Below are 19,615 nucleotides of genomic sequence, written 5' to 3'. Positions count from 1 at the left end.
TCCGTCCTCGTCCCCCGCGTCGCGGCTCACTGCTCGCTCGGACCGTGGTCCGAGGTGTGCTCTCGCGTCTCCTCGGGCTCGTGCTCCTCCCCCGGGTGCCGGTGGTCCCTCCGGTGCCAGTCCGGGTGCGCCCTCAAGGTCCACATCATCAGCGCTCACTCTCCTTTCCCTGGAAGTTGCGGACGATCTGCTCCATCAGCGAACGCTGCTCGCTCTGCGACGGCATGATCAGCCAGGCCACGATGTAGATGATCACACCGCTGAAGCCGAGCAGGGTGAAAACGGCGAAGAGGACGCGGATCAGGGTGGAATCGATACCCGTGTAGTCCGCGATACCGCCACAGACGCCGGTCAGGAAACGGTCGGATTCACTGCGTTGGAGCCGCTTGCTCCCGAAGTTCTCGCTCATGGTTCAAGCCTGCCCGTTCCCTGCGACGTTTCCCATCCGGGACAGCCCTGGGCGTCCCCTGACTTCCACCCCCGGTCCTCTGGGGGAGCGTCCTCACCGGGGCTGAAACCCCTCTTTAATGGGACGAAACGGGACGCAAAGACGTTCCGGAGACATGGGCCACAGCCACAGGAGAGGACCGGGTCAGTCGGTCGGGCCGTAGGCCTCGCCCAGGTTCACGAAGGCCCGCCGGAGCAGGTCGCGTACCGCCTCGATGTCCGCTTCGTCCCCGTAGGGGACCCTCTTCAGGGTGTGCCGGATGACGGACATCGCCGCGCCGGCGACCACCTCGGAGCGGAAGTCGTCCTCGGGGGCCCCGGAGCGTTGGCCGATCGCGGTGGCCAGCCCCTGTTCGGCGCTGTGCAGGCGGCTCAGGAAGACGGGCAGCAGTTGGGGCTCCCGGTCCAGGAGTTCCTTGCGCTGCACCGCCTCGGCGCGGTGGGCCGCGAGGTCACCCGGCCCGGCCAGGGAGTTGACGAGGAGGTGGACGAGGTCCTCGGCGAAGTCGCCCGTGGGACCGCCGGCGACGAACACCTCATGATCCGCCTCGTCCGGGGTGAGGGGGGCATCGCCGATGAGGGCGTCCTCTTTGGTGGCGAAGTAGTTGAAGAAGGTGCGGGCGGAGACGTCGGCCTCGGCCGCGATCTCCTCGACCGTCACCTTCTCCAGGCCACGCTCCAGGGTGAGCCGGACCGCGGCGCCCTGGAGGGCACGCCTCGTGGCCTGCTTCTTTCGCTCGCGCAGCCCCATCGGCCCTCCTTGCATACGGCTGATTTTTTCAGGCCGCGCAAACATTCTCAACGTGTACTTTTTCACCCCGCACATGAGGGCCCGGCCCGTTTTCGGACCGGACCCGCACACGGAGCGCGCTCCGTCGAACACGCGTCGCTCGAACGTACACGACACCGCCGATCAGGGAAGTTCGATCACCTCGCCCGTCGCGGCCCCCTCGACCGACTTGACGTAGGCCCTGGCGACGTCGGCCAGATCGACCGACTCGTACCCGGGAAAGAGCGAGCCGTACTCCACCAGGCTTTCGGTGAACACCGACGGACTGACCACGTTGATCCGGCGCGGCGCGATCTCCCTGGCGGCCGCCCGCACGAACGCTTCCACGGCCCCGTTGGCCATCGCCGCCGCGGCGCCGGTGGCGATCGGATCGCGGGACAGCACACCCGTGATCAGCGTGAACGAGCCGTTGGGGGCCACGTGCGCGAGACCGGTGCGCACCAGATCGATCTGGGCGAGCACCTTCCCCTCGAAGGAACGCACGTACGCCGCCCGCTCCAGCTCCTCGAAGGGGGCGTAGGCGACGTCCCCGGCGGCGCTCACCACCGCGTCGACGCTCCCCACTCGGGCCCACAGCGCGTCCAGCGCCTCCGGGTCGGTGATGTCACAGCGCACGTCACCGCCGCCGCGCCCCACCGTCACCAGATCGTGTCCTCGCTCGGTCAGCGTGCGACCCACCACCGCGCCGAGCCTTCCCGTCGCTCCCACCAGCAAGATCCTCATGGCCATGACGCTAGACGCCCGGCCTCGGCGGCGGGAAATACCTCGTACCACCCATTCATACGCTGGACGCATGAGTGTTGAGTTCCGCCACCTCCGAGCCCTGGTCGCCATCGGTGAGCACGGCACGATCACCGACGCCGCCGCCGACCTCGGCGTCACCCAACCCACCCTGTCCCGGACCCTGGCCCGCTTCGAGGAACTCGTCGACGCCGAACTCGTCGAGCGCACCACCCGGGCCCTACGGCTGACCGAGGCGGGCTCCCGGCTCCGCGACGACGCCGTCGAACTCCTCGCCCGACTCGACCACGCGCTCACCAGGGTCCACCCCACCGACGTCGGCCCGCTACGCCTGGGCTGGGCCTGGGCGGGGTTGGGCCGGCACACCGTCCCCCTGCTCCGGGCCTGGCGTGAACGCTCCGACGTCCCGGTCGAGATCAGTCGTCCGGACGACCCCGAGATCGGCCTCCTCGACGGATCCCTGGACGCCGCCGTCGTCCGCCGGGTCCTGCCCGAGGAGTTCGCCGCCGCGGACACGACCACCGCGCACCTGTTCACCGAGTCCCTCGTGGCCGCGGTGGCGGCCGACGGGCCGCTCGCCGACCGTTCCGCCGTCTCCCTGGCCGAACTTGGGACACAGGACGTCGCCCTGTGCGCCGCCTCCCCGACCGCCACCCTCGACCTGTGGGACCAGAATCCGCCACGCGCGGTCACCGTCACCAACACCGACGAGTGGCTCACCCTGATCGCCCTGGGCCGAGCGGTCGGCGTCACCGCGGCGGCCACCACCTACGGCCACACCCATCCCGGGGTCGCCTACCTGCCCTTGGCGGACGCGGTACGGGTGGAGGTCAGTCTGGCCTGGCCCACCCACCGGGAACACCCGGTCGTCCCGGAGTTCGCCGGGTTCGTCCGAGGACACTTCCGTGACCTGGTGGAACACGCCTCCCCGCCCGTCGTCCTCTCCCTGTGAGCCGGGGCTCAGCCGGAGAGGGAGCGGTGACCGTACGATCCCGCGTGGTCGGTCACCGATCGTCAGACGCCGGGGTGGTCAGTCGTCGGACACGTCCAGCAGTCCGCGACGGAAACCGGCGGCGACCGCCGCCGCGCGATCGTTGACCCCGAGCTTGGCGTAGATGTGCAGCACGTGCGTCTTGACGGTGGCCTCGCTGACGAACAGACGGGCCGCCGCCTCCCGGTTGGTGGAGCCGGCGGCGATGAGTCGGAGGATCTCCAGTTCCCGGTCGCTCAGGGACACCGTCGGTGCGCGGACCCGGCCGACCAGCCGGGTCGCCACCGACGGGGAGAGCACCGTCTCCCCGCGCGCGGCCAGGCGGACGGCGCGCGTCAGTTCCTCGGGCAGCGCGTCCTTGAGGAGGTAGCCCGTGGCCCCGGCCTCGATCGCGGGGCCGACGTCGCTGTCGGTGGCGTAGGTGGTCAGCACCAGCACACGGGACGGGACGCCCAGTCGGGCCAGCTCCCGGATCGCCGCCACCCCGCCCGTCCCGGGCATGCGCAGGTCCATGAGGATCACGTCGGGTTCCAACGATCGGGCCAGTTCGACCGCTCGTGCCCCGTCGGAGGCCTCCCCGACCACCTCGAACCCCGGGTCACCGGCGAACATCCCGCGAATGCCGTCGCGGACCACGGGGTGATCGTCGGTGATGAGAAGGCGGATGGGCTGGTCGGTCACCAGGGATCTCCCTCGAAAGCGGCCGGGACGACCACGGAGATCGCCGTCCCGGCCCCGGATGCGGACTCGATCTCCAGGATCCCGGACAGACCGGCCACCCGCTGCCGCATGGACGTCAGCCCGAACCCGCCGCGTGCGCCGTCGGAGTCGCCGTCGGAGGCACCGTTCGGGCGCGGCGACGGGCCTCGCGCGGGATCGAAGCCCACACCGTCGTCGCGCACGTCCAAGGCGACAACATCCTCCATGTACGACAAGGTCACCCCCACCCGTTCGGCGCCGGCGTGCTTGGCCACGTTGGCCAGGGCCTCCTGCACCGTGCGGAGCAGGGCGGCCGCCACCTCGTCGCGCAAGGGCCGAACCTCGCCGGTCGCCGTGAAGTCCGCGCGCACCCCGTGCAGACGCGCCCAGCGGGAGGTGAGGTCGGACAGGGCCTCGGGCAGCGCCGCCGATTCCAGCGGCGCCGGGCCGAGCGCGTCCACGGACCTGCGCGCCTCCGTCAGGTTCTCGCGGGCCAGCCGCAGGGAGTTGTCGACGCGGGGCCGCCACTCCCCTCCGGCGCCGGACCGTTCGGCGGCCTGAAGCTGGGTGATGATCCCGACGAACCCTTGGGCCAGGGTGTCGTGGATCTCGCGGGCGATGCGCCGGCGTTCGTCGAGCACGCCGGCCTCACGCGCCTGGACCAGCAGTTGGGCGTGCAGCCCCTCGTTCTCCCGGATGGTCTCGCGCAGCCGCCGCACCATCTGTTCCCGTTCGGCGCTGCGATCCGCGGTGACCTCGCCCAGGTGGCTGAACACCACGACCATCACGACGATGGTGACCACGAACGACAGGCGCAGGAGGAGCGACCCCGGGGCGAGGTCCCCGGGTCCCCCCAGGTACCCGTTGACGGTGGCCAGGGCGGTGGCGGTCACCCCCAGGTACCGCCATCCGCCCTTGAGGAGTCGCCAGGAGTACACGTAGCCGGTGAAGCCGAAGAAACCCGCGAACCATCCGCTGATCGTGCCGAGTATCGCGATCATCACGACCAGCGCGACGATGAAGGCGATCGCCACACCCGGTCGGTCGATCCACCCCTGCCGGCGTCCGCTCACCGTCCACAACAGCACGGCGGTGAGCGCCACGAGGGCGAGCGTCCGCACGTTCGGCCAGGGCACGTCTCCGGTGGCGAACGCCAACACCGTGGAGGCGGCCAGCAGGGCGAACGGGGTGACGGCGATGAGCCGCCCCACCCGACGTTCCCGCAGGTCGAGTTCGCGCTCCGACGTGTTCTCCATGCTCACTCCCAGCGGAAGTACCTGGCCGCGAGGGCGCTGAGGACCACCGCGTACGCCGCCATGGTGATCAGGGGCAGCGGTTCGAGGATCCCACCGGACCAGACGGAGTGGAAGCTCTCGCGCATCGCGCCCAGCGGGGTGAACCGACCGACGGCCGCCAACAGGTCGGGCATGTACTCGGGGGGCTGCATGAGCCCGCCGAGGTAGGACATGGGGAAGAAGAGCAGCACGCCGAACCCGTTGGCCGACCGCCCGTTCGGGGCGAGCGCCGCGAGGAGCAGACCGATGGCGAAGGTCGACGCGACGCCCAGGGCGAACGCGACGGGGAAGGCGGCGGCCGAGGGAACGCCCGCCCCGAGGAACCCCGTGCCGACCACCAGGAGGAGTACGACCGCCAGCACCGTCAGGACGAACTGCAACAGGATCTGCACCACGAGCAGGTTCCCCGGGCGCACCGGGGTGACGGAGAGTCGGCGCAGGATCCCGTGTTCGCGGTAGGTGGCCAGGGTGGTGGGCAACAGGTACACGCCCACCAGGGCGATCGCCATGGTGATCGCCATCGGCAGCAGGACGGTGTCCCCCTCGGTGATGGACCCGCCGAAGGCCAACAGGATGAACAGGGGGATGAGCAGGCTGAACACGGCCCCGGGCTCGCGTACCAGCAGCTTGGTCTCGACGTGGGTGAGCTTGGTGAGCGTCCTCATGATCCGGCCCCGTTCTCCGCGGCCTGAAAGGAATGGCCGGTCAGGGCGACGAAGGCGTCGTCGAGGCTGCGGCTGTCGACGCGCAGGTCGGCGACGAGTACGTGTTCGCGGGCCAGGGCGGCGGTGACCTCGGTGGCGAAGTCGCCTCGGCCCACCAGTTCGACCCGGTCGCCGGTGCGGGAGACCGTGGCCACCCCCGGCAGGTTTCCGAGCAGGGCTTCCGGTTCCGAGGTCCGCGAAGTCCTCGACGTCCCCGAAGCGCCGACGTCCATCAGCCGGAACCCCATCCGGTACTCGGGGTCGACCCCGTCGATCAGCCCCGCCGGGGTGTCGAGGGCGACGATGTCGCCGCGGTCGAAGACCGCCACCCGGTCGCACAGCTCCTCCACCTCGTCCATGAAGTGGCTGACGAGCACGACCGTCACCCCTTCGGCGCGGACCCGTTTGACCAGTTCCCAGGTGGTGCGGCGGGCCTGGGGGTCGAGTCCGGTGGTGAGTTCGTCGAGGAACGCGACTTCCGGGTCCCCGACCAACGCCAGGGCGATGAACAGCCGCTGTTTCTGCCCGCCGGAGAGCTTGCCGAAGCGTGTGTTCCGTTGGTCCACGAGTCCCCACCGCTCCAGCAGTTCCCGCCAGTCCCGGGGGCCGGAGTAGAAGGAGGCGTACAGGTCCAGTGCCTCCCACACCTTGATGGTCTCGGGGAGTCGGGTGTGCTGTAGCTGCACCCCGATGCGTTCCCGCAGCCCCCGGCCCTGTTCGAGCGGGTCGGACCCGAGTACCCGGACCGTCCCGGAGTCGGGGCGGCGCAGGCCTTCCAGGCACTCCACGGCGGTGGTCTTGCCCGCGCCGTTGGGGCCGAGGATCCCGAACACCTCGCCCTCCTCCACGGAGAAGGAGACCCGGTCCAGGACCGCCCGGCCGTCGTACTTCTTGCAGAGTTCGTCGACTTCGATGACTGCCATGCCCACAAGCCTGGTCGTCGCGGCCTTCCCGCGGATCGCCCGCGCGGCCCCTGTTCGGCGCCGATACGGCGGACCCGCGGCATCCACCGTTCGGTGGATGGCCACGGACCCGGTCGAATGTCGTGGCCCCGCCGTACCCTTGCCGAAGACAGTGGCTCACCGACCGGGTCCGGGTGCGCGATGACGAACAAGATCGACTTCAAGAAGACGTTCGACGGCTACCGTGCACGGCGGGACCGGTTCGGGGTCCTCGACCTGCCCGACCTGCGCTACCTCATGGTCGACGGCCACGGTGACCCGAACACCTCCCCGGCCTTCGCCGAGGCGATCGAGGCGCTCTACCCGGTGGCCTACAAACTGAAGTTCGCGAGCAAGCGCGACCTCGAACGCGACTACGTCGTCCCGCCTCTGGAGGGCCTGTGGTGGGCGGAGGACATGGACGCGTTCACCACCGAACGGGACAAGTCACGGTGGAGCTGGACCCTGATGATCATGGTTCCGGACTGGCTCGATTCGGCCGCCTTCACCACCGCCGTCGCCCAGGCGGGAGCCAGGACCCCACCGGCTCGCCTCGACGACGTCCGGCTGGAGACCCTCTCCGAGGGCCGCTGCGTCCAGACCCTGCACGTCGGTTCCTTCGATGACGAGGCCGATGTCCTGCGTCGCATGCACCACGAGTTCGTGCCCGAACAAGGCTTTCGCATGGCGGGCAGACACCACGAGATCTACCTGAGCGACTTCCGTCGGATGGCCCCGGAAAAGCGGCGCACCATTCTTCGACAACCGGTGATCACATCAGCACCACTGGCCACAGGAGAGTAGAGGGTTCAGCCAGATCACGGCGGGTTTTTCGAGCCGCCCTTACAACATCCAACAGGTTTCGACCATGGGGGTAACCGGTGAATTCTCTGACCGGAATCGGTCACCGGAATTCACTACTCGACCCTTTGCGCGTCAAGCTTCTCCATGTTCTTTTATGAACTGGTAAGTAATTAACGCCAATCGCGAAGGACCCCCCATGACCAACATCCCCCGATCGGGCCTGAACAGGCGCAACCTCCTGCGCGGGGCCGTCTTCACCTCCGGCGCGGCCCTCCTCGGTGGTTCCCTCGGAACCCTGGGCGCCACCGCCGCCTCCGCCCAGACGAGCAACCCCATCCAGGCCGCCGCCCCGGAGCTCTACTGGCGCGGCGCCTGGAACGCCCGCGCGCCCCGCTCGCCCATCCAGGTGCTGGCCAACGGGCCGAGCCACATCGTGGTCCACCACACCGCCACGCCCAACAGCACCGACTACTCGCTCGACCACGGACTGAACCTGTCCAAGTCGATTCAGAACTACCACATGGACTCCAACGGCTGGATCGACACCGGCCAGCAGCTCACCATCAGCCGCGGCGGGTACGTCATGGAGGGTCGCGACCGCACCCCGGAGGCCATCAACGCCGGTCAGCACGTCGTCGGCTCCCACGTGGGCAACTACAACAGCACGACCATCGGCATCGAGAACGAGGGCACCTACACGAGCGCGAGCCCGACCCAGGCCCTGACCGACTCGCTGGTGGAGACCCTGGCCTGGCTGTGCGGCGCCTACGGGCTCAACCCGAGCGCGATCGTCGGCCACCGGGACTTCAACGCCACGGCCTGCCCCGGCGACGTGCTGTACGCCATGCTTCCCGACCTGCGCAACCGGGTCACCCAGACCATGGGGGCGCTCGACATCCCCATCGCCGCCGCTCGCGCCGCCGGCGAGAACGACCCCACCTACCCGGCGGTACCCGACGACGAGCCGAGCCACGAGTTCTACCACGGCCCCGGCCGAGGCCCGGACGACATCTCGCACTAGATCCGTCCCGCGTCGCGGGCGTAGAGGACATCACCCCGTTCGGTGTCACTCTCGTCCATCCCACGGTGCCCACCATCCCCCGGTGGGCACCGTTCCCTTTCGATCAGGCTCTTCACACCCGGTTCCCCGATGCGCGCGGCACCCACCGACCGTCTGTCCCCCATCCGAGCCACACACAGGTGTCCACCGCGTGGTGACGACCCCGAAGGCCCGAATCCGTAGCGTTTTCCCCACAGCCGCGGTGATCCGTCCGTGGACTCGGTGAAGGGGAAGAACATGAAGCTGTTCCTACAGCTCCTGGCCGTCATGGTGGCCGGTGTCGTCGGTGGTCAGGCCGTCATGCTGGTCGAGGGCGACCCATGGCTCACTCTCGGTCTGGGCCTGCTGACGGCAGTGCTCACGCTGGCCCTCTACTGGTGGGTGGTCCGCCTGACCGAGGGTGGAACCGTCACGGACGTGACCCGCGAGGGTGTCTTCGCCGGCCTCGGCGGGGGGACGCTGGTCGGTGTCCTGCTGTTCGCGTGCGTCATCGTCAACATCGCCTTCCTGGGCTACTACAAGGTCGACGGCATGGGTTCGCTGACCGGCGCGGTGGGCTTGTTCGGCTTCATGGCCGCCGCCGCGGTGACCGAGGAGGTGCTGTTCCGCGGCGTCCTGTTCCGGTTCATCGAGAGGGGCGCCGGAACGTGGATCGCGGTGGTGGTGTCCTCGGTGTTGTTCGGCCTTTGGCACCTGCCCAACCCGAACGCGAGCCTGCTGGGCATCGCCATCATCACGGTCGGGGCCGGCGGCCTGCTCGCCGTCGCGTACGTGGCCACCCGCAGCCTGTGGCTGCCCATCGGCATCCACTTCGGCTGGAACTTCGCGGCCTCGGCGATCTTCAGCACCGAGGTCTCCGGCAACGGCACCCCCGCGGGCCTGTTGGACGCCACCACCTCGGGCCCGCTGCTGGTCACCGGCGGCGGCTTCGGGCCGGAGGCGAGCCTGTACTCGCTGGTCTTCCTCGTGCTCGCGACGGTGGTGTACCTGTGGGTCGCTCGTCGGCGCCGGAACCTGGTGCCCATGCGTCGTTCCGATCGCGCGGCCGCCGCTACACTCGCCGGATGAGCGCTCTTCTGCGCGTCCCCGAGCTGTGGCGCCGGCTCGACGTCACCCTCCGGGACCTCCCCCTGGTCCTCCTCCTCTTCGTCCCCTCGTTCATGCCGATGTTCTTCAACTACGGCACGCAGGTCGGAGGGGTGCCGGACCGGCCCTTGGACACCATCGCCGTCGTGGTGATCGCCCTACAGAGCTTCCCGCTCGCCCTTCGTCGGCGGTGGCCCACACTCTGTCTGGCGCTGATCGCGGTCGGCTTCGCCGTCGACCAGCTCCTCGGCTACCACACGGTCGCCGGTACCGGCCTGGCCATCGCCGTGCTGAGTGCCGGGGTGCACCTGGAGCGGCAGCGGCGCCTCACCGCGCTGCTGTTCTCCCTGGCGTACCTGCCGCTGGCGGTCGTGCTGTACCAGATCGGCACCGGTGAGCCGGTGAGCGAGTTCGTGGTGTTCTACCTGGCGGTGGCCCTGGTGTGGGGCATCGGTTCGTGGGTGCGCTCCACCCGGATCGCCGAGGCCGAGCGCCGTCGCCGGGTCGCCCAGGACGTCTTGGTCGCCGAGCGGGCCCGCATCGCCCGCGAGCTGCACGACGTGGTCACCCACCACGTGACGGCCATGGTGGTGCAGACGGAGGCCGCGCGGTACCTGACGGCAGCGCCCGACCGCCTCGACCAGGCACTGGCCTCGGTCACCGACACGGGACGTCGAGCCACCTCCGACCTGCGGCGTCTGCTCGAACTGATCGACCCCGACCACGGCACCGATCAGGGCGCCGACCACGGATCCGAGACCCGCATGCCGCATACCGGTGTTCTGTCGGAGCTCGTGGAGCACACCCGCGAGGCGGGGCAGCCCGTGGCGTTCACGGAGGAGGGCGCCCCGTCCGAGCCGTCGGGCAGCGCCGACTTCGTGGCCTTCAGGGTCGTGCAGGAGGCCCTGACCAACGCACTCAAGTACGCCCACGGCACCCCCACCTCGGTTCGGGTGCGCCACGGAAAGAAGGACATCACGGTGCGGATCGACACGGACGGATCCGGGACTCAGGTCTCGTCCACGGGTGGGAGCGGACGGGGTCTGAACGGCCTGCGCGAACGCGTCGAGGTGCTGGGCGGTGACTTCAGCGCGGGTGAACGTGACGGCGGCGGCTTCGCCGTGCAGGCGCGCGTGCCCGTGGGAGGCCGCTCGTGAGCGAGACCATCCGGGTCCTGGTCTGCGACGACCAGATGCTGATCCGCACCGGTCTGACCACCGTCATCGACGCCCAGCCGGACATGGAGGTGGTCGCCGAGTGCGGTAACGGCAAGGAGGCGGTCGACCTCTGTGCCCGGTCGAAGCCGGACGTGGTCGTGATGGACGTGCGCATGCCGGTGCTCGACGGCATCGAGGCCACCCGTCTGTTGGCCGGGGTCGGGGTGGCCGAGCCGACCAAGGTGCTCGTGGTGACCACGTTCAACCTGGACGAGTACGTGTACGAGGCGTTGCGCGCGGGGGCCAGCGGGTTCCTGCTCAAGGACGCGCCGCCGGCCCAACTGCTGCACGGGATCCGGACCGTGTCCACCGGCGCGGCGCTGCTGGACCCCGAAGTGACCCGGCAGCTCGTGGGTACCTACGCCGCCCGGGTCCGACCGGTCGATCGGGATCAGAAGGACACCCCGTTGACCCCCCGCGAGCTGGAGGTGCTGCGCCTGATCGCGGAGGGTCTGTCCAACCGGGAGGTCGCCTCCGCGCTCACTCTGAGCCAGGAGACGGTGAAGACCTTCGTGTCACGGATCCTCACCAAGCTGAACCTTCGTGATCGTGTGCAGGCGGTCGTCTACGCCTACCGCCAAGGCCTGGTGGCCTGAGACGTTCGGTGTCCGCCCCGGCTCCGGAGCGTGTGCTCGCCCCGGAGCCGCACCACTTCGAGGGAGACGACCGACGACAGGGTCGTCCCGCCCGCCGGGTCACTCGACGCTGTCGGAGTCAGCCGATCGGATCGACGCCGAGCCCACGCAGGAAACCGAGATTGTCGTACTGCACCCATTCCTCGGCCAGCAGACCGTCCTCGTCGTAGCGGAAGAAGTTGATCAGTTCGAGCCGCATCGGTTTTCCGGTCGGCTCGATGGGTCCGATGGGCGAAGCGTCGAAGCGGGCGGTGAACACGCCCGACATCGATGTGCGGGCGGCGATGAACGCACCTTCGGCGACGAGTTCCCTGCGCTCACAGGCGAAACCCTCGAAGGCGCCCCGCATCGCCGCGAAGAACGACCTGAGCTCCGGGTACCCCATGTCGCCGTCCGGGCCGTGGAAGACGAAGTCCTCGGCGAAGTAGCGGTCGAGCTTCTCGTCGTCGGCCACCGCGATGGCCTCGCGACCGATGCGGATCAACGCCCGAGAGCGGGCGTCGTACCTGGTGTCGTCGGGCGAGATGAATTCACTCATGGCGGGTTTCCTGTCTCTGGTTTTTCGACCGTCGATGGTTCCAACACCTCCCCGCCACGGACCTAGTCCCTAATCAATATGCAGGTCTTTGCCAATATCCATAACCTTTCCGCATGGCTAGGCTGGGACCATGCCCGACATCTCAATGAGCGCGCTGCGCGTCGTGCGCGCCGTGGCCACGCACAAGTCCCTGAGCGAGGCCGCCCGGGCCCTCGGGTACTCCCAACCGGCGGTCTCACGCCAGGTGGCCGCGGCGGAGGTCGCCGTGGGAAAGGCGCTCTTCGTCCGCCACCCGCGCGGTGTGTCCCTGACCCGTGCGGGCACCGTGGTCGCCCGATTCGCCACCGAGACCCTCACCCGACTCGAACACCTCGAACAGAGCATCGAAGAACCCGCCTCCGACCGGGAACTGCGGGTACGGGTGGGAGGCTTCCCGGCCGCGAACGCCGCCCTGTTCCCCCGGGCCCTGGCCCGTCTGACGGAACAGCATCCGAGGGTGGCCTTCACCTTGGCCGAGGCGTCGTCCCCGGCCCTCGTTCAACAGGTCTCCGCTGGACGCCTCGACGTCGCGGTCGTCGCCATGGGGCAGGGCCTGCCTCAGGCCGCCTTGGAAGGCCTGCGGACCACCCCTTTGGAAACCGGCGAACTGTGTGTGGGCATACCGACCGGGCACCGACTCCACGGCACGGCCCGCGTGCCCTTGGCGGAGATCGCGAACGAGCCGTGGATCGTCGGGCGGGGGTCGCGCGAGGAACCGCGTTTCGGCGCCTGGCCGACGCTCGCGGATCCCGTCGTCCGATGCCGTGCCCGCAGCTGGACCGCCCGTCTCGGCCTGGTCTCCGCGGGGCTCGGGATCTGTCTACTACCGGAGATGCTCGCGCCCTCGGTACCCGCCGGTGTCGGCGTCGTACGGGTCGAGGACCCCACGTGGCTGGGTCGATCGGTGTTGGCCCTCACCCCGTGGGAGAGCACCGAACTCCACGAGCTGGTCACCGGCTCACTTCGTGAGGCGGCCTCCGCCATACGCGAGGAGACGCCCTGACCCGAACCGAAGGGGAGGGGGCGGGCGCGGGCCCCGAGCCCGCACCCGCCCCCCTTCGTCGCGGCGTGGATCAGTGGTCGGCGCGGCCCTTCGCGGCGGTGGTGACGAGGTCGCTCTTGGGGAGCTCCTGCCCACCGGAGACGGCCCCGGCCCACGCCTCGGTGTCGGCGACCGCGGCCCAGTTCGAGTGCAGCAGGACCATGAGGGTCTCGTGCACCTGCCGGGCGCTGACCGCCCCGGCCTCGTTGGCCATGTGGATGGCGCCGGTCGCGTCGGAGAGGACCTCGATCGTGAACCCGAGACGTTCGGCGTCGGCGGCGCTGCCGAGGACGCAGTTGTTGGTCATGTAGCCGACCAGGGTGAGGGTGTCGATGTCGTTCGCACGCAGCCAGTCCGCCAGGTCGGTGCCGGCGAAGACGCTGGAGAGGTTCTTGGTGATGTGCTTGGCCGCGTCACCGGTGCGGGCCTTCACCTCGGGCTGGAGTTCGTATCCGGGGGTGCCGGCGACGAACGCCGGGGCGCCCTCGGGGTACTGGTGCCGGACCACGACCACCGGCAACTCGGCCTGCTTCGCCACGTCCAGGCTCTGGAGGATCCGGGCGAGGGACTCTTCCCGGGGCGGGTACTCGATGTTCAGCGGACCGTCGAAGTACTCCTGCTGGACGTCGACGAGGACGAGGGCTCGGCGCGGAGCGGACATGGTGCTCTCCTTCACGTTCGGTTCGTGGCGGGGAACGCCACCGATTCCGATCCTCTCCGTTCACGACCGGGTAGCGTGAGTGGCAGATAAGCACACCTTCGATGGAATCAGGACAACACATGCGGATCGCCGTTCGCGTCTTCGACGGGATCACCACCTTCCACCTCGCCGCGCCGCTGCTCGTGTTCGGCGAGCTGTCCCGCCGATACCCGGACTCGGGCTGGACCACGACGGTCTGGAGCGACGACGGGTCCCCTGTCCGCACCGAGGAGGGCGTCACCATGGGCGACCTGCACGGTCCCTCTGTCTCCGAGCACGCCGACCTGCTCGTCTTTCCCTCCTGGCCGGTCCACCTCCCGGAACCCGAACCCGGGTTGAGGGACCTGATCCGCGCCGCGCACGCGCGGGGAGCGGGGATCGCCGGGTTGTGCCTGGGTTCCTTTCCGGTGGTGGGGAGCGGGATCCTCGACGGACGCACCGCGGCGACCCACTGGTCCGCCGCCGAGGAACTGGCCGTGCGACATCCCGCCGTCCAGGTGAGCCCGAACGCGTTGTACCTGGATCACGGGGACGTACTCACCTCGGCGGGCACGGCCTCCGCGCTCGACGCCTGCCTGCACATCGTCCGCGCCCGACTCGGTTCGGAGGTCGCCGCGACGGTCGCCCGGCACCTCGTCATCGCGCCCCATCGTGAGGGCGACCAGGCCCAGTACATCGATCGGCCGGTCCTCGACGATCCCGAGGAGGGGGCGATCGGCGAGACGATGGCGTGGGCGTTGGAGAACCTGGACCGGTCTTTGACTGTGGAGGCGCTGGCTGGGCGCGCGAGCATGAGTCCTCGCAACTTCTCGCGCCGCTTCCGCGAGACCACGGGCATGAGCCCGGCCCGCTGGATCCTCAGCCGACGCCTCGACGAAGCGCGCCGGTTGTTGGAGACGACCGACCGACCCATCGCCCAGATCGCCGCCGCGTGCGGGTTCGCCAGCGCCGTCACCTTCCGGCAGAACTTCACCGCGCGCTACGCGACCACGCCCACGTCCTACCGGAACCGCTTCACCGACCACGCCGAGGTTCCCGTGGAGCATTCCGCGTAGTCGGTGACGTCGTCGGGTCGGGCCGGACCCGGTGGCACCGCGAACACGTTCGCGATGCCACCGTTCGGAATGCCGCCGGTCAGGGTTCTCGCGCCGGTGGTCAGATCGGGAAGCCGCCCGCGATAACGACCGCCTGGCCCATCGCCATCACGGCCGTCAGCCCCGAGTGCAAGGCCACGCCGAAGGCCAGGGTGGACAGGTTTCGCTTCCGGCGCGGGGCCCGATGCCGGCCCCGGGGCTTGGCGGGGGCCATGCCGGGGAGGTCGGCGAGGAACGCTTCGTCGGCGGCCGTTGTCTTCCTGCTCTCGCGAGCTTCCCTCTCGGCCTGTTCCCGCCGTTCACGCGCCACGATCATCCAGTGTGGAAGTTCGCCGTGTTCGAGCATGTAGGCGACTCGGGGGTTGCCCCGCATCTGTCGCAGCAACCGCTCCCGTCGGGCTTGATCCGTTTCCGGCGGGGTGTACACGGGTTCAAAGGGGCCCCGGCGCGAGGTGGTCGGGCGGGAGGAGCCAGGCCGGGAGAACCGCTGTCCCCGAGGCGCGGCCAGTACGGAACGCACCCTGTGGTCTGCCGCTGCCGGTGTGCCCGGCCCGTCGCGGAAGGGGGCCGGGGATGTGGCGAAGGTGTGACTCTGAGTCCGGTCATGCGACACAATGGCCATGTCGGCAGCTTTCTTTCGTTGAATCCGGGTTGGTTGTCGGCCTGCTCTGGGGGTGTTTGCGCACCCGCCAGAGCTTTTTCTTGGGGTCCTCAGGCGGCGTCCGGCGGCTCGGGGTCAATCCGAGTGGCGCCCAGGTGGCGGTGGGCGAGCCGGCGCAGGAGTTCGGTACGGGTGGGAGCGGTGATGCGCTCGAAGCGATCGCCCTCACCGGCCCAAGTGAGCGGGCGGCGAGCCACGTAGCGCTCGTGGGGCGGCCGGCCCTCGATGGTCAGGTCCCAGTGCCGGTAGATCAGGGTGCACAGGACCCGCTCGGGGATGGGCAGTTCGCCGTCCGTTGAGTCCTGAGCCCGTGCCGGACGCGGAACGACCATCCGGGGGCCGGCCGCGTCGACGCGGCCGGGCGTGGGGTGGTCGGCGATGGCCTGGTCGATCAGCTGCGTGGCCAGCTCGGCATCCCCTTCCTGGTGGGCGATGCGCAGCGCGTCGCCGATGAGCGGAAGCCGGTTGCGCAGGGTGTGGGAGTACCAGTCACCGAGCTGCCCGGGGGTCAGGTGCGGCGGCGGGCGCAGGGCGTCTTCGACGGTGGCGAACAGGTTTGCGGTGTGGGCGTCGAGCATCAGATCGCTACCTCCAGCCGCTGGAGTCCGGTGAGCACGTCGCGAAGAACGTCCAGGGGGACAGTGTCCAGCGGCCGGCGGGGAGCCGGGATCAGTGGCGGGCGAGGCGAGCCCGGCTGGTGACCGCCGGAAGAGGTTCGGGGAGACGAGGCGTAGATACGCACCCGGCCGGCCTTGCGGAGGCGACGACGGTGGTTCGGATCGGCGACGCGGTGACGCACGTACGCCGGATCGGACAGGTTCAGGTAACGCGACATGGCGCGGCTCCTGGCGCTCAAGGTGCCGGGTGTGTGACCCGATCGGGTTAGGTAGACTCTATTTAAAACGGTGATTCACCGTTTTTCAAGCCCAACTAGTGAACTGGATCAAGTGAAGACGAGAAAGTGAAACGGACATTGGCCCCAAGGCGCCCTCGGCAATACCATCGACGCATGCCCGACCCCACTGGCGACTTCAGCCCGACCATCCGCCGCCGTAGGCTCTCTGAGGAGCTGAAACAGTTGCGTACGGCATCGGGGTTCACCCTGGAGCAGGCAGCCCAGAAGCTCGAATGGAGCAGGGCGAAAATCGCCAACATCGAGACAGGCAAGCGACTCCGGCCCTACGTGACCGACATCGCTCTCCTGCTCGACGTCTACAACGTGACTGACACCAAGCGTCGTGAGGCCCTCTTCGAACTGACACGGCAATCCCGTGTCAAGGGCTGGTGGACCAGGTACTCAGACTTCGCGGGGGCGTACTTCGGGTTCGAGGCCGAAGCCTCGTCCATCGCGACCTATCAAGTCGGCGCCATCCCTGGGTTGCTTCAGACACCCGAGTACACAGCTGCTTCTGCCCGAGCAGCTCTCACAGCGTCGGATGACATTGACCGGGTCGTGGCAGCAAGAGAACGACGCCAGCAGATCCTCAAGCGAGAGACCCCTCCCCGCCTGTGGGCGATCATTGACGAGGCAACCCTCGCCCGGCCTGCCTCAGCGTCAGAGCCTGCGGTGATGAAAAGGCAGATCCGGCACTTGTTGGCTGCGACGGAGCAGTCGAACATCACCGTGCAGGTACTGCCCTTCGCTACCGGGTTGCATGCGGGGACCGGTGGCCCATTCGTCCTCCTGGACTTCCCCAACCCTGCAGACCGACCAATCGTGTACCTGGAGACCAGGCACGATGGTCTTTATCTGGAGACTCCGGACCAAATCGCGGACTACCGCGATGTCCTAGACCACCTCCAGGGCACAGCTCTGTCCCCGGCAGAGTCGTCCCACCACCTGACCCGACTCATCGACTAGGACTCACCCGACGTGCACCTCACCCACCCTCTGACCTTCCACAAGAGCAGCTACAGCACCACCGCGCAGGAGTGCGTCGAAGTCGCCGAGTTCCCCAGCGGCGCTGCTGTTCGGGATACACAGAACAGAGAGATCGGGCACCTTGCGTTCCCTTCCTCGGAATGGGCCGCGCTCTTGAGCGCTACGGTCAAGGATTAGCAGCGCAGCCAAAATCCCCTGAAAGAGCGCCTGTGAACATCAACTCCACCCTCGGCACACTCAACTTCCGTACCTCCAGTTACAGCGACCGAAGCAACTGTGTCGCCGTCGCCGACCTTCCCGGGGGCGCCGTGGTCCGCGACTCCAAGCACCCTGAGCGCGGCCACCTGGCGTTTTCTGGAACGGAGTGGATCGCCCTGCTGCGCACCGCGCGATCGTAGGCAAGCGAGGGAGCCCACGTCAGCGCGGGTTCCCTTCGCTGATCTCCACGGGCACCGCGCCCTGGCTTCAGGGCTGACGAATACCAGACCTCTGCTACGCCAGTGCGGCGTAGAGTTCAAGGAGTACCGGCTGTCGCACCGTCCACCCCCTTGCCGACGGCTGACGATGATCCACCACTAGCGGGTAAGACCGATCCGGCCGAGTATGTCGGTGCCCGGGGATCGCTCTGCTCGCTTCAGACGACAACGTGGACTCTGACCTGCACCAGTGCTATCATCGGAAACATCATGATCAGCCCGTTGCCGCAAGGCGCGGGCTGATTTTCTTGCATAAGGTGCCTCACGTTCAGGGAAAGCTCACGGTGGAGTACACGAAGCCTTGGCTGGCGCTTGAGCAGCTGGCGAGTCGGGGAGTTGACGTAGGTGACCGCGAGCATGCGGTAGCACTACTCAAGTCGACGGGCTACTACCGACTTACCGGATATCTCTACCCGTTCCGGAATTCCGAGCAATACAAGGACGACGAGGGTCGCGTCCGCACTCGCGTGCTCAGCGACTACAGGGCGGGCACAGCCCTGCATGATGTCGAGTCGGTCATCAACTTTGACCGGCGATTGCGCATGCTCGTTCTGGACGGCATCGAACGCATTGAAGTTGCCCTGCGGATGTAGATCGGATACGTGCTCGGTTGCACCTCCGCCTTTGCGCACGAAGACTCCGCCAGTTTCACCGAGGCTTTCACCAAGACGAGTACCGACCCCGAAACCGGGAAGACCGTACCTAGTTCGCACACAAAGTGGTTGCGACGGGTGGAAGAGCGGCGGGCCAAGTCCGACGAACTGTTCGTCGCGCACTTCCGAGACAAGTACGACGATCGAATGCCGGTCTGGGCACTTACCGAGATCCTGGAGCTGGGACAGATCTCCGTCCTTTATCGGGGGATGCTTCAGCAGGACGCCGAAGCGATCGCCATGGAATTCGGAGCGCCGACCAAGAAGATCATGGTCAGCTGGCTCGCCAGTCTGAACTACGTGCGGAACGTGGCCGCGCACCATGCCCGGCTGTTCAACAGGCAGGGCTCCGGCAAAGTCGGGTGGTGGGTCTGTGACCTGCTTCTTCGTAGAGCGAACAAGCAGAAGCGGACGTGTCCGGCCCGGTTGGATGGAAGTTCTTCACGCTGCCATCGGTCCGAGGAACACGCCCGCTTATGCCATCGTCTCACCCCGGCGAGCTCATCGTCGAACCCGTCTCTCGCCAGGACCACCTCCTCCATGTCCTGGCGCGTGTGCCGGACCCACGCAAACCCCGCGGACGACGCCACACCCTGGCCGCGCTGACCGCCGTGGCCGTCTGCGCGGTCCTGGCCGGAGCCAAAGGGTTCACCGCGATAGGTCAGTGGGCCGCCCAGACCACCACCGACACACTCACCGCCCTGGGAATGGTGCGAGGAGCAGCTGACGAGGCGACCTTCCGCCGTACCTTCGCTCGCCTGGACGCCGACCTGCTCGATCAGGTGCTGGGCGCTTGGGCCGCCACCCGCTTGACCGTGGTCAATGGGCTGCGGGTCATCTCCTTGGACGGCAAGACCCTGCGCGGTGCCCGCACCGGCACCGAACGGGCCCGCACCTGGTAGCGGCCCTGTGCGGCACCACCACCCTGGGGCAGGTCGGTGTGGACGCCAAAAGCAACGAGATTCCCGCCGTGCGGGACCTGCTCGGTCTCCTGGACATCGACGGAGCGGTCGTCACCCTCGACGCGATGCACACCCAGACCGACACCGCCACCACCATTCGGGGCGGGGGCGCCCACTACGTCTTCACCGTCAAGGCCAACAACAAACACCTCTACGCC

26 protein-coding genes and 1 pseudogene are annotated in these 19,615 nt (G+C 68.4%); 14 read left to right on the top strand and 13 right to left on the bottom strand.

The window, feature by feature from the left end; all coding sequences use genetic code 11:
* Positions 1-26: 26 nt before the first annotated feature.
* The 4 genes from BQ8420_RS33085 to BQ8420_RS23175 form a co-directional block, all read right to left on the bottom strand.
* Positions 27-149: a hypothetical protein gene (locus tag BQ8420_RS33085; protein ID WP_255404899.1), complete on the bottom strand. Its 123-nt coding sequence runs from the start codon at positions 147-149 to the stop codon at positions 27-29.
* Positions 149-409, bottom strand: coding sequence for a PspC domain-containing protein (locus tag BQ8420_RS23185; protein WP_087101283.1), 261 nt, complete (start codon positions 407-409; stop codon positions 149-151). Before BQ8420_RS23185 ends, BQ8420_RS33085 begins: the two co-directional genes overlap by 1 nt.
* 183 nt (positions 410-592) lie before the next feature.
* Complete coding sequence (locus BQ8420_RS23180) at positions 593-1,198, bottom strand: TetR/AcrR family transcriptional regulator (protein ID WP_087101282.1); 606 nt, start codon at positions 1,196-1,198, stop codon at positions 593-595.
* Positions 1,199-1,360: 162 nt separating this feature from the next.
* On the bottom strand, positions 1,361-1,960 hold the full coding sequence (locus BQ8420_RS23175; protein ID WP_087101294.1) for a short chain dehydrogenase: 600 nt from the start codon (positions 1,958-1,960) through the stop codon (positions 1,361-1,363).
* Between the two features lie 70 nt (positions 1,961-2,030).
* On the opposite strand from BQ8420_RS23175, the gene BQ8420_RS23170 reads away from it, so the two are divergent.
* The gene (locus tag BQ8420_RS23170) at positions 2,031-2,930 is read left to right on the top strand and encodes a LysR family transcriptional regulator (protein ID WP_160049399.1); all 900 of its coding nucleotides are present in this window, start codon (positions 2,031-2,033) and stop codon (positions 2,928-2,930) included.
* 78 nt (positions 2,931-3,008) lie between these two features.
* Here BQ8420_RS23170 and BQ8420_RS23165 read toward each other — a convergent pair whose 3' ends face one another.
* From BQ8420_RS23165 to BQ8420_RS23150, 4 genes are read right to left on the bottom strand one after another with little or no spacing between them, the layout of a single operon-like run.
* Positions 3,009-3,650, bottom strand: a complete 642-nt coding sequence (locus BQ8420_RS23165) for a response regulator transcription factor (protein ID WP_087101280.1) — start codon at positions 3,648-3,650, stop codon at positions 3,009-3,011.
* Complete coding sequence (locus tag BQ8420_RS23160) at positions 3,647-4,924, bottom strand: sensor histidine kinase (protein ID WP_087101279.1); 1,278 nt, start codon at positions 4,922-4,924, stop codon at positions 3,647-3,649. Before BQ8420_RS23160 ends, BQ8420_RS23165 begins: the two co-directional genes overlap by 4 nt.
* Before the next feature lie 2 nt (positions 4,925-4,926).
* The gene (locus BQ8420_RS23155) at positions 4,927-5,628 is read right to left on the bottom strand and encodes an ABC transporter permease (protein ID WP_087101278.1); all 702 of its coding nucleotides are present in this window, start codon (positions 5,626-5,628) and stop codon (positions 4,927-4,929) included.
* Positions 5,625-6,590 carry an ABC transporter ATP-binding protein gene (locus tag BQ8420_RS23150; protein WP_087101277.1) on the bottom strand — a complete coding sequence of 322 codons (966 nt, stop codon included), beginning with the start codon at positions 6,588-6,590 and terminating at the stop codon, positions 5,625-5,627. Before BQ8420_RS23150 ends, BQ8420_RS23155 begins: the two co-directional genes overlap by 4 nt.
* 180 nt (positions 6,591-6,770) lie before the next feature.
* On the opposite strand from BQ8420_RS23150, the gene BQ8420_RS23145 reads away from it, so the two are divergent.
* The 5 genes from BQ8420_RS23145 to BQ8420_RS23120 all read left to right on the top strand — a co-directional run bounded on the left by BQ8420_RS23145 (position 6,771) and on the right by BQ8420_RS23120 (position 11,371).
* Entirely contained in the window at positions 6,771-7,412 is a 642-nt protein-coding gene (locus BQ8420_RS23145; protein ID WP_087101276.1) for a GyrI-like domain-containing protein, read from the top strand.
* A gap of 196 nt (positions 7,413-7,608) precedes the next feature.
* Entirely contained in the window at positions 7,609-8,433 is an 825-nt protein-coding gene (locus BQ8420_RS23140; protein WP_087101275.1) for a peptidoglycan recognition family protein, read from the top strand.
* A 276-nt stretch (positions 8,434-8,709) separates the two neighbouring features.
* Positions 8,710-9,540, top strand: a complete 831-nt coding sequence (locus BQ8420_RS23130; protein ID WP_087101273.1) for a CPBP family intramembrane glutamic endopeptidase — start codon at positions 8,710-8,712, stop codon at positions 9,538-9,540.
* Positions 9,537-10,715, top strand: a complete 1,179-nt coding sequence (locus BQ8420_RS23125; RefSeq protein WP_087101272.1) for a sensor histidine kinase — start codon at positions 9,537-9,539, stop codon at positions 10,713-10,715. Before BQ8420_RS23130 ends, BQ8420_RS23125 begins: the two co-directional genes overlap by 4 nt.
* Positions 10,712-11,371, top strand: coding sequence for a response regulator transcription factor (locus BQ8420_RS23120; protein WP_087101271.1), 660 nt, complete (start codon positions 10,712-10,714; stop codon positions 11,369-11,371). Before BQ8420_RS23125 ends, BQ8420_RS23120 begins: the two co-directional genes overlap by 4 nt.
* 118 nt (positions 11,372-11,489) lie before the next feature.
* Here BQ8420_RS23120 and BQ8420_RS23115 read toward each other — a convergent pair whose 3' ends face one another.
* On the bottom strand, positions 11,490-11,948 hold the full coding sequence (locus tag BQ8420_RS23115) for an ester cyclase (protein ID WP_087101270.1): 459 nt from the start codon (positions 11,946-11,948) through the stop codon (positions 11,490-11,492).
* A gap of 130 nt (positions 11,949-12,078) precedes the next feature.
* On the opposite strand from BQ8420_RS23115, the gene BQ8420_RS23110 reads away from it, so the two are divergent.
* Positions 12,079-12,990 carry a LysR family transcriptional regulator gene (locus tag BQ8420_RS23110; RefSeq protein ID WP_087101269.1) on the top strand — a complete coding sequence of 304 codons (912 nt, stop codon included), beginning with the start codon at positions 12,079-12,081 and terminating at the stop codon, positions 12,988-12,990.
* A gap of 70 nt (positions 12,991-13,060) precedes the next feature.
* Here the strand turns inward: BQ8420_RS23110 and BQ8420_RS23105 are convergent, their stop codons facing one another.
* Positions 13,061-13,690 (bottom strand): isochorismatase family protein, encoded by a 630-nt coding sequence (locus BQ8420_RS23105; RefSeq protein ID WP_087101293.1) that lies wholly within the window; start codon positions 13,688-13,690, stop codon positions 13,061-13,063.
* 119 nt (positions 13,691-13,809) lie between these two features.
* On the opposite strand from BQ8420_RS23105, the gene BQ8420_RS23100 reads away from it, so the two are divergent.
* On the top strand, positions 13,810-14,784 hold the full coding sequence (locus BQ8420_RS23100; protein WP_087101268.1) for a GlxA family transcriptional regulator: 975 nt from the start codon (positions 13,810-13,812) through the stop codon (positions 14,782-14,784).
* A gap of 100 nt (positions 14,785-14,884) precedes the next feature.
* Here BQ8420_RS23100 and BQ8420_RS23095 read toward each other — a convergent pair whose 3' ends face one another.
* From BQ8420_RS23095 to BQ8420_RS23085, 3 genes are all read right to left on the bottom strand, one after another.
* Positions 14,885-15,208 (bottom strand): hypothetical protein, encoded by a 324-nt coding sequence (locus tag BQ8420_RS23095; protein WP_235006436.1) that lies wholly within the window; start codon positions 15,206-15,208, stop codon positions 14,885-14,887.
* A 326-nt stretch (positions 15,209-15,534) separates the two neighbouring features.
* Complete coding sequence (locus BQ8420_RS23090; RefSeq protein WP_087101266.1) at positions 15,535-16,062, bottom strand: hypothetical protein; 528 nt, start codon at positions 16,060-16,062, stop codon at positions 15,535-15,537.
* Positions 16,062-16,319, bottom strand: coding sequence for a hypothetical protein (locus BQ8420_RS23085; RefSeq protein WP_087101265.1), 258 nt, complete (start codon positions 16,317-16,319; stop codon positions 16,062-16,064). Before BQ8420_RS23085 ends, BQ8420_RS23090 begins: the two co-directional genes overlap by 1 nt.
* Before the next feature lie 174 nt (positions 16,320-16,493).
* On the opposite strand from BQ8420_RS23085, the gene BQ8420_RS23080 reads away from it, so the two are divergent.
* The 6 genes and pseudogenes from BQ8420_RS23080 to BQ8420_RS31565 form a co-directional block, all read left to right on the top strand.
* The gene (locus tag BQ8420_RS23080) at positions 16,494-17,345 is read left to right on the top strand and encodes a helix-turn-helix transcriptional regulator (RefSeq protein WP_087101264.1); all 852 of its coding nucleotides are present in this window, start codon (positions 16,494-16,496) and stop codon (positions 17,343-17,345) included.
* 12 nt (positions 17,346-17,357) lie between these two features.
* Positions 17,358-17,543 carry a DUF397 domain-containing protein gene (locus BQ8420_RS23075; protein ID WP_087101263.1) on the top strand — a complete coding sequence of 62 codons (186 nt, stop codon included), beginning with the start codon at positions 17,358-17,360 and terminating at the stop codon, positions 17,541-17,543.
* 32 nt (positions 17,544-17,575) lie between these two features.
* Positions 17,576-17,764: a DUF397 domain-containing protein gene (locus BQ8420_RS23070; protein ID WP_235006435.1), complete on the top strand. Its 189-nt coding sequence runs from the start codon at positions 17,576-17,578 to the stop codon at positions 17,762-17,764.
* A 248-nt stretch (positions 17,765-18,012) separates the two neighbouring features.
* Positions 18,013-18,822 (top strand): annotated as a pseudogene (locus BQ8420_RS32890) (Abi family protein); the annotation flags it as partial.
* Positions 18,823-18,971: 149 nt separating this feature from the next.
* On the top strand, positions 18,972-19,397 hold the full coding sequence (locus tag BQ8420_RS23060; protein WP_087101262.1) for a transposase family protein: 426 nt from the start codon (positions 18,972-18,974) through the stop codon (positions 19,395-19,397).
* Positions 19,289-19,615, top strand: a 327-nt coding sequence (locus tag BQ8420_RS31565) for an ISAs1 family transposase (RefSeq protein WP_143847497.1), incomplete at its 3' end; no start/stop codon positions are given. The genes BQ8420_RS23060 and BQ8420_RS31565, both read left to right, overlap by 109 nt.

It is taken from the genome of Nocardiopsis sp. JB363 (assembly GCF_900143625.1).
GTDB lineage: Bacteria > Actinomycetota > Actinomycetes > Streptosporangiales > Streptosporangiaceae > Nocardiopsis.
The sequence above is the reverse complement of the archived record's forward strand: the minus strand, read 5'-3'. Positions and strand labels throughout refer to the sequence as shown.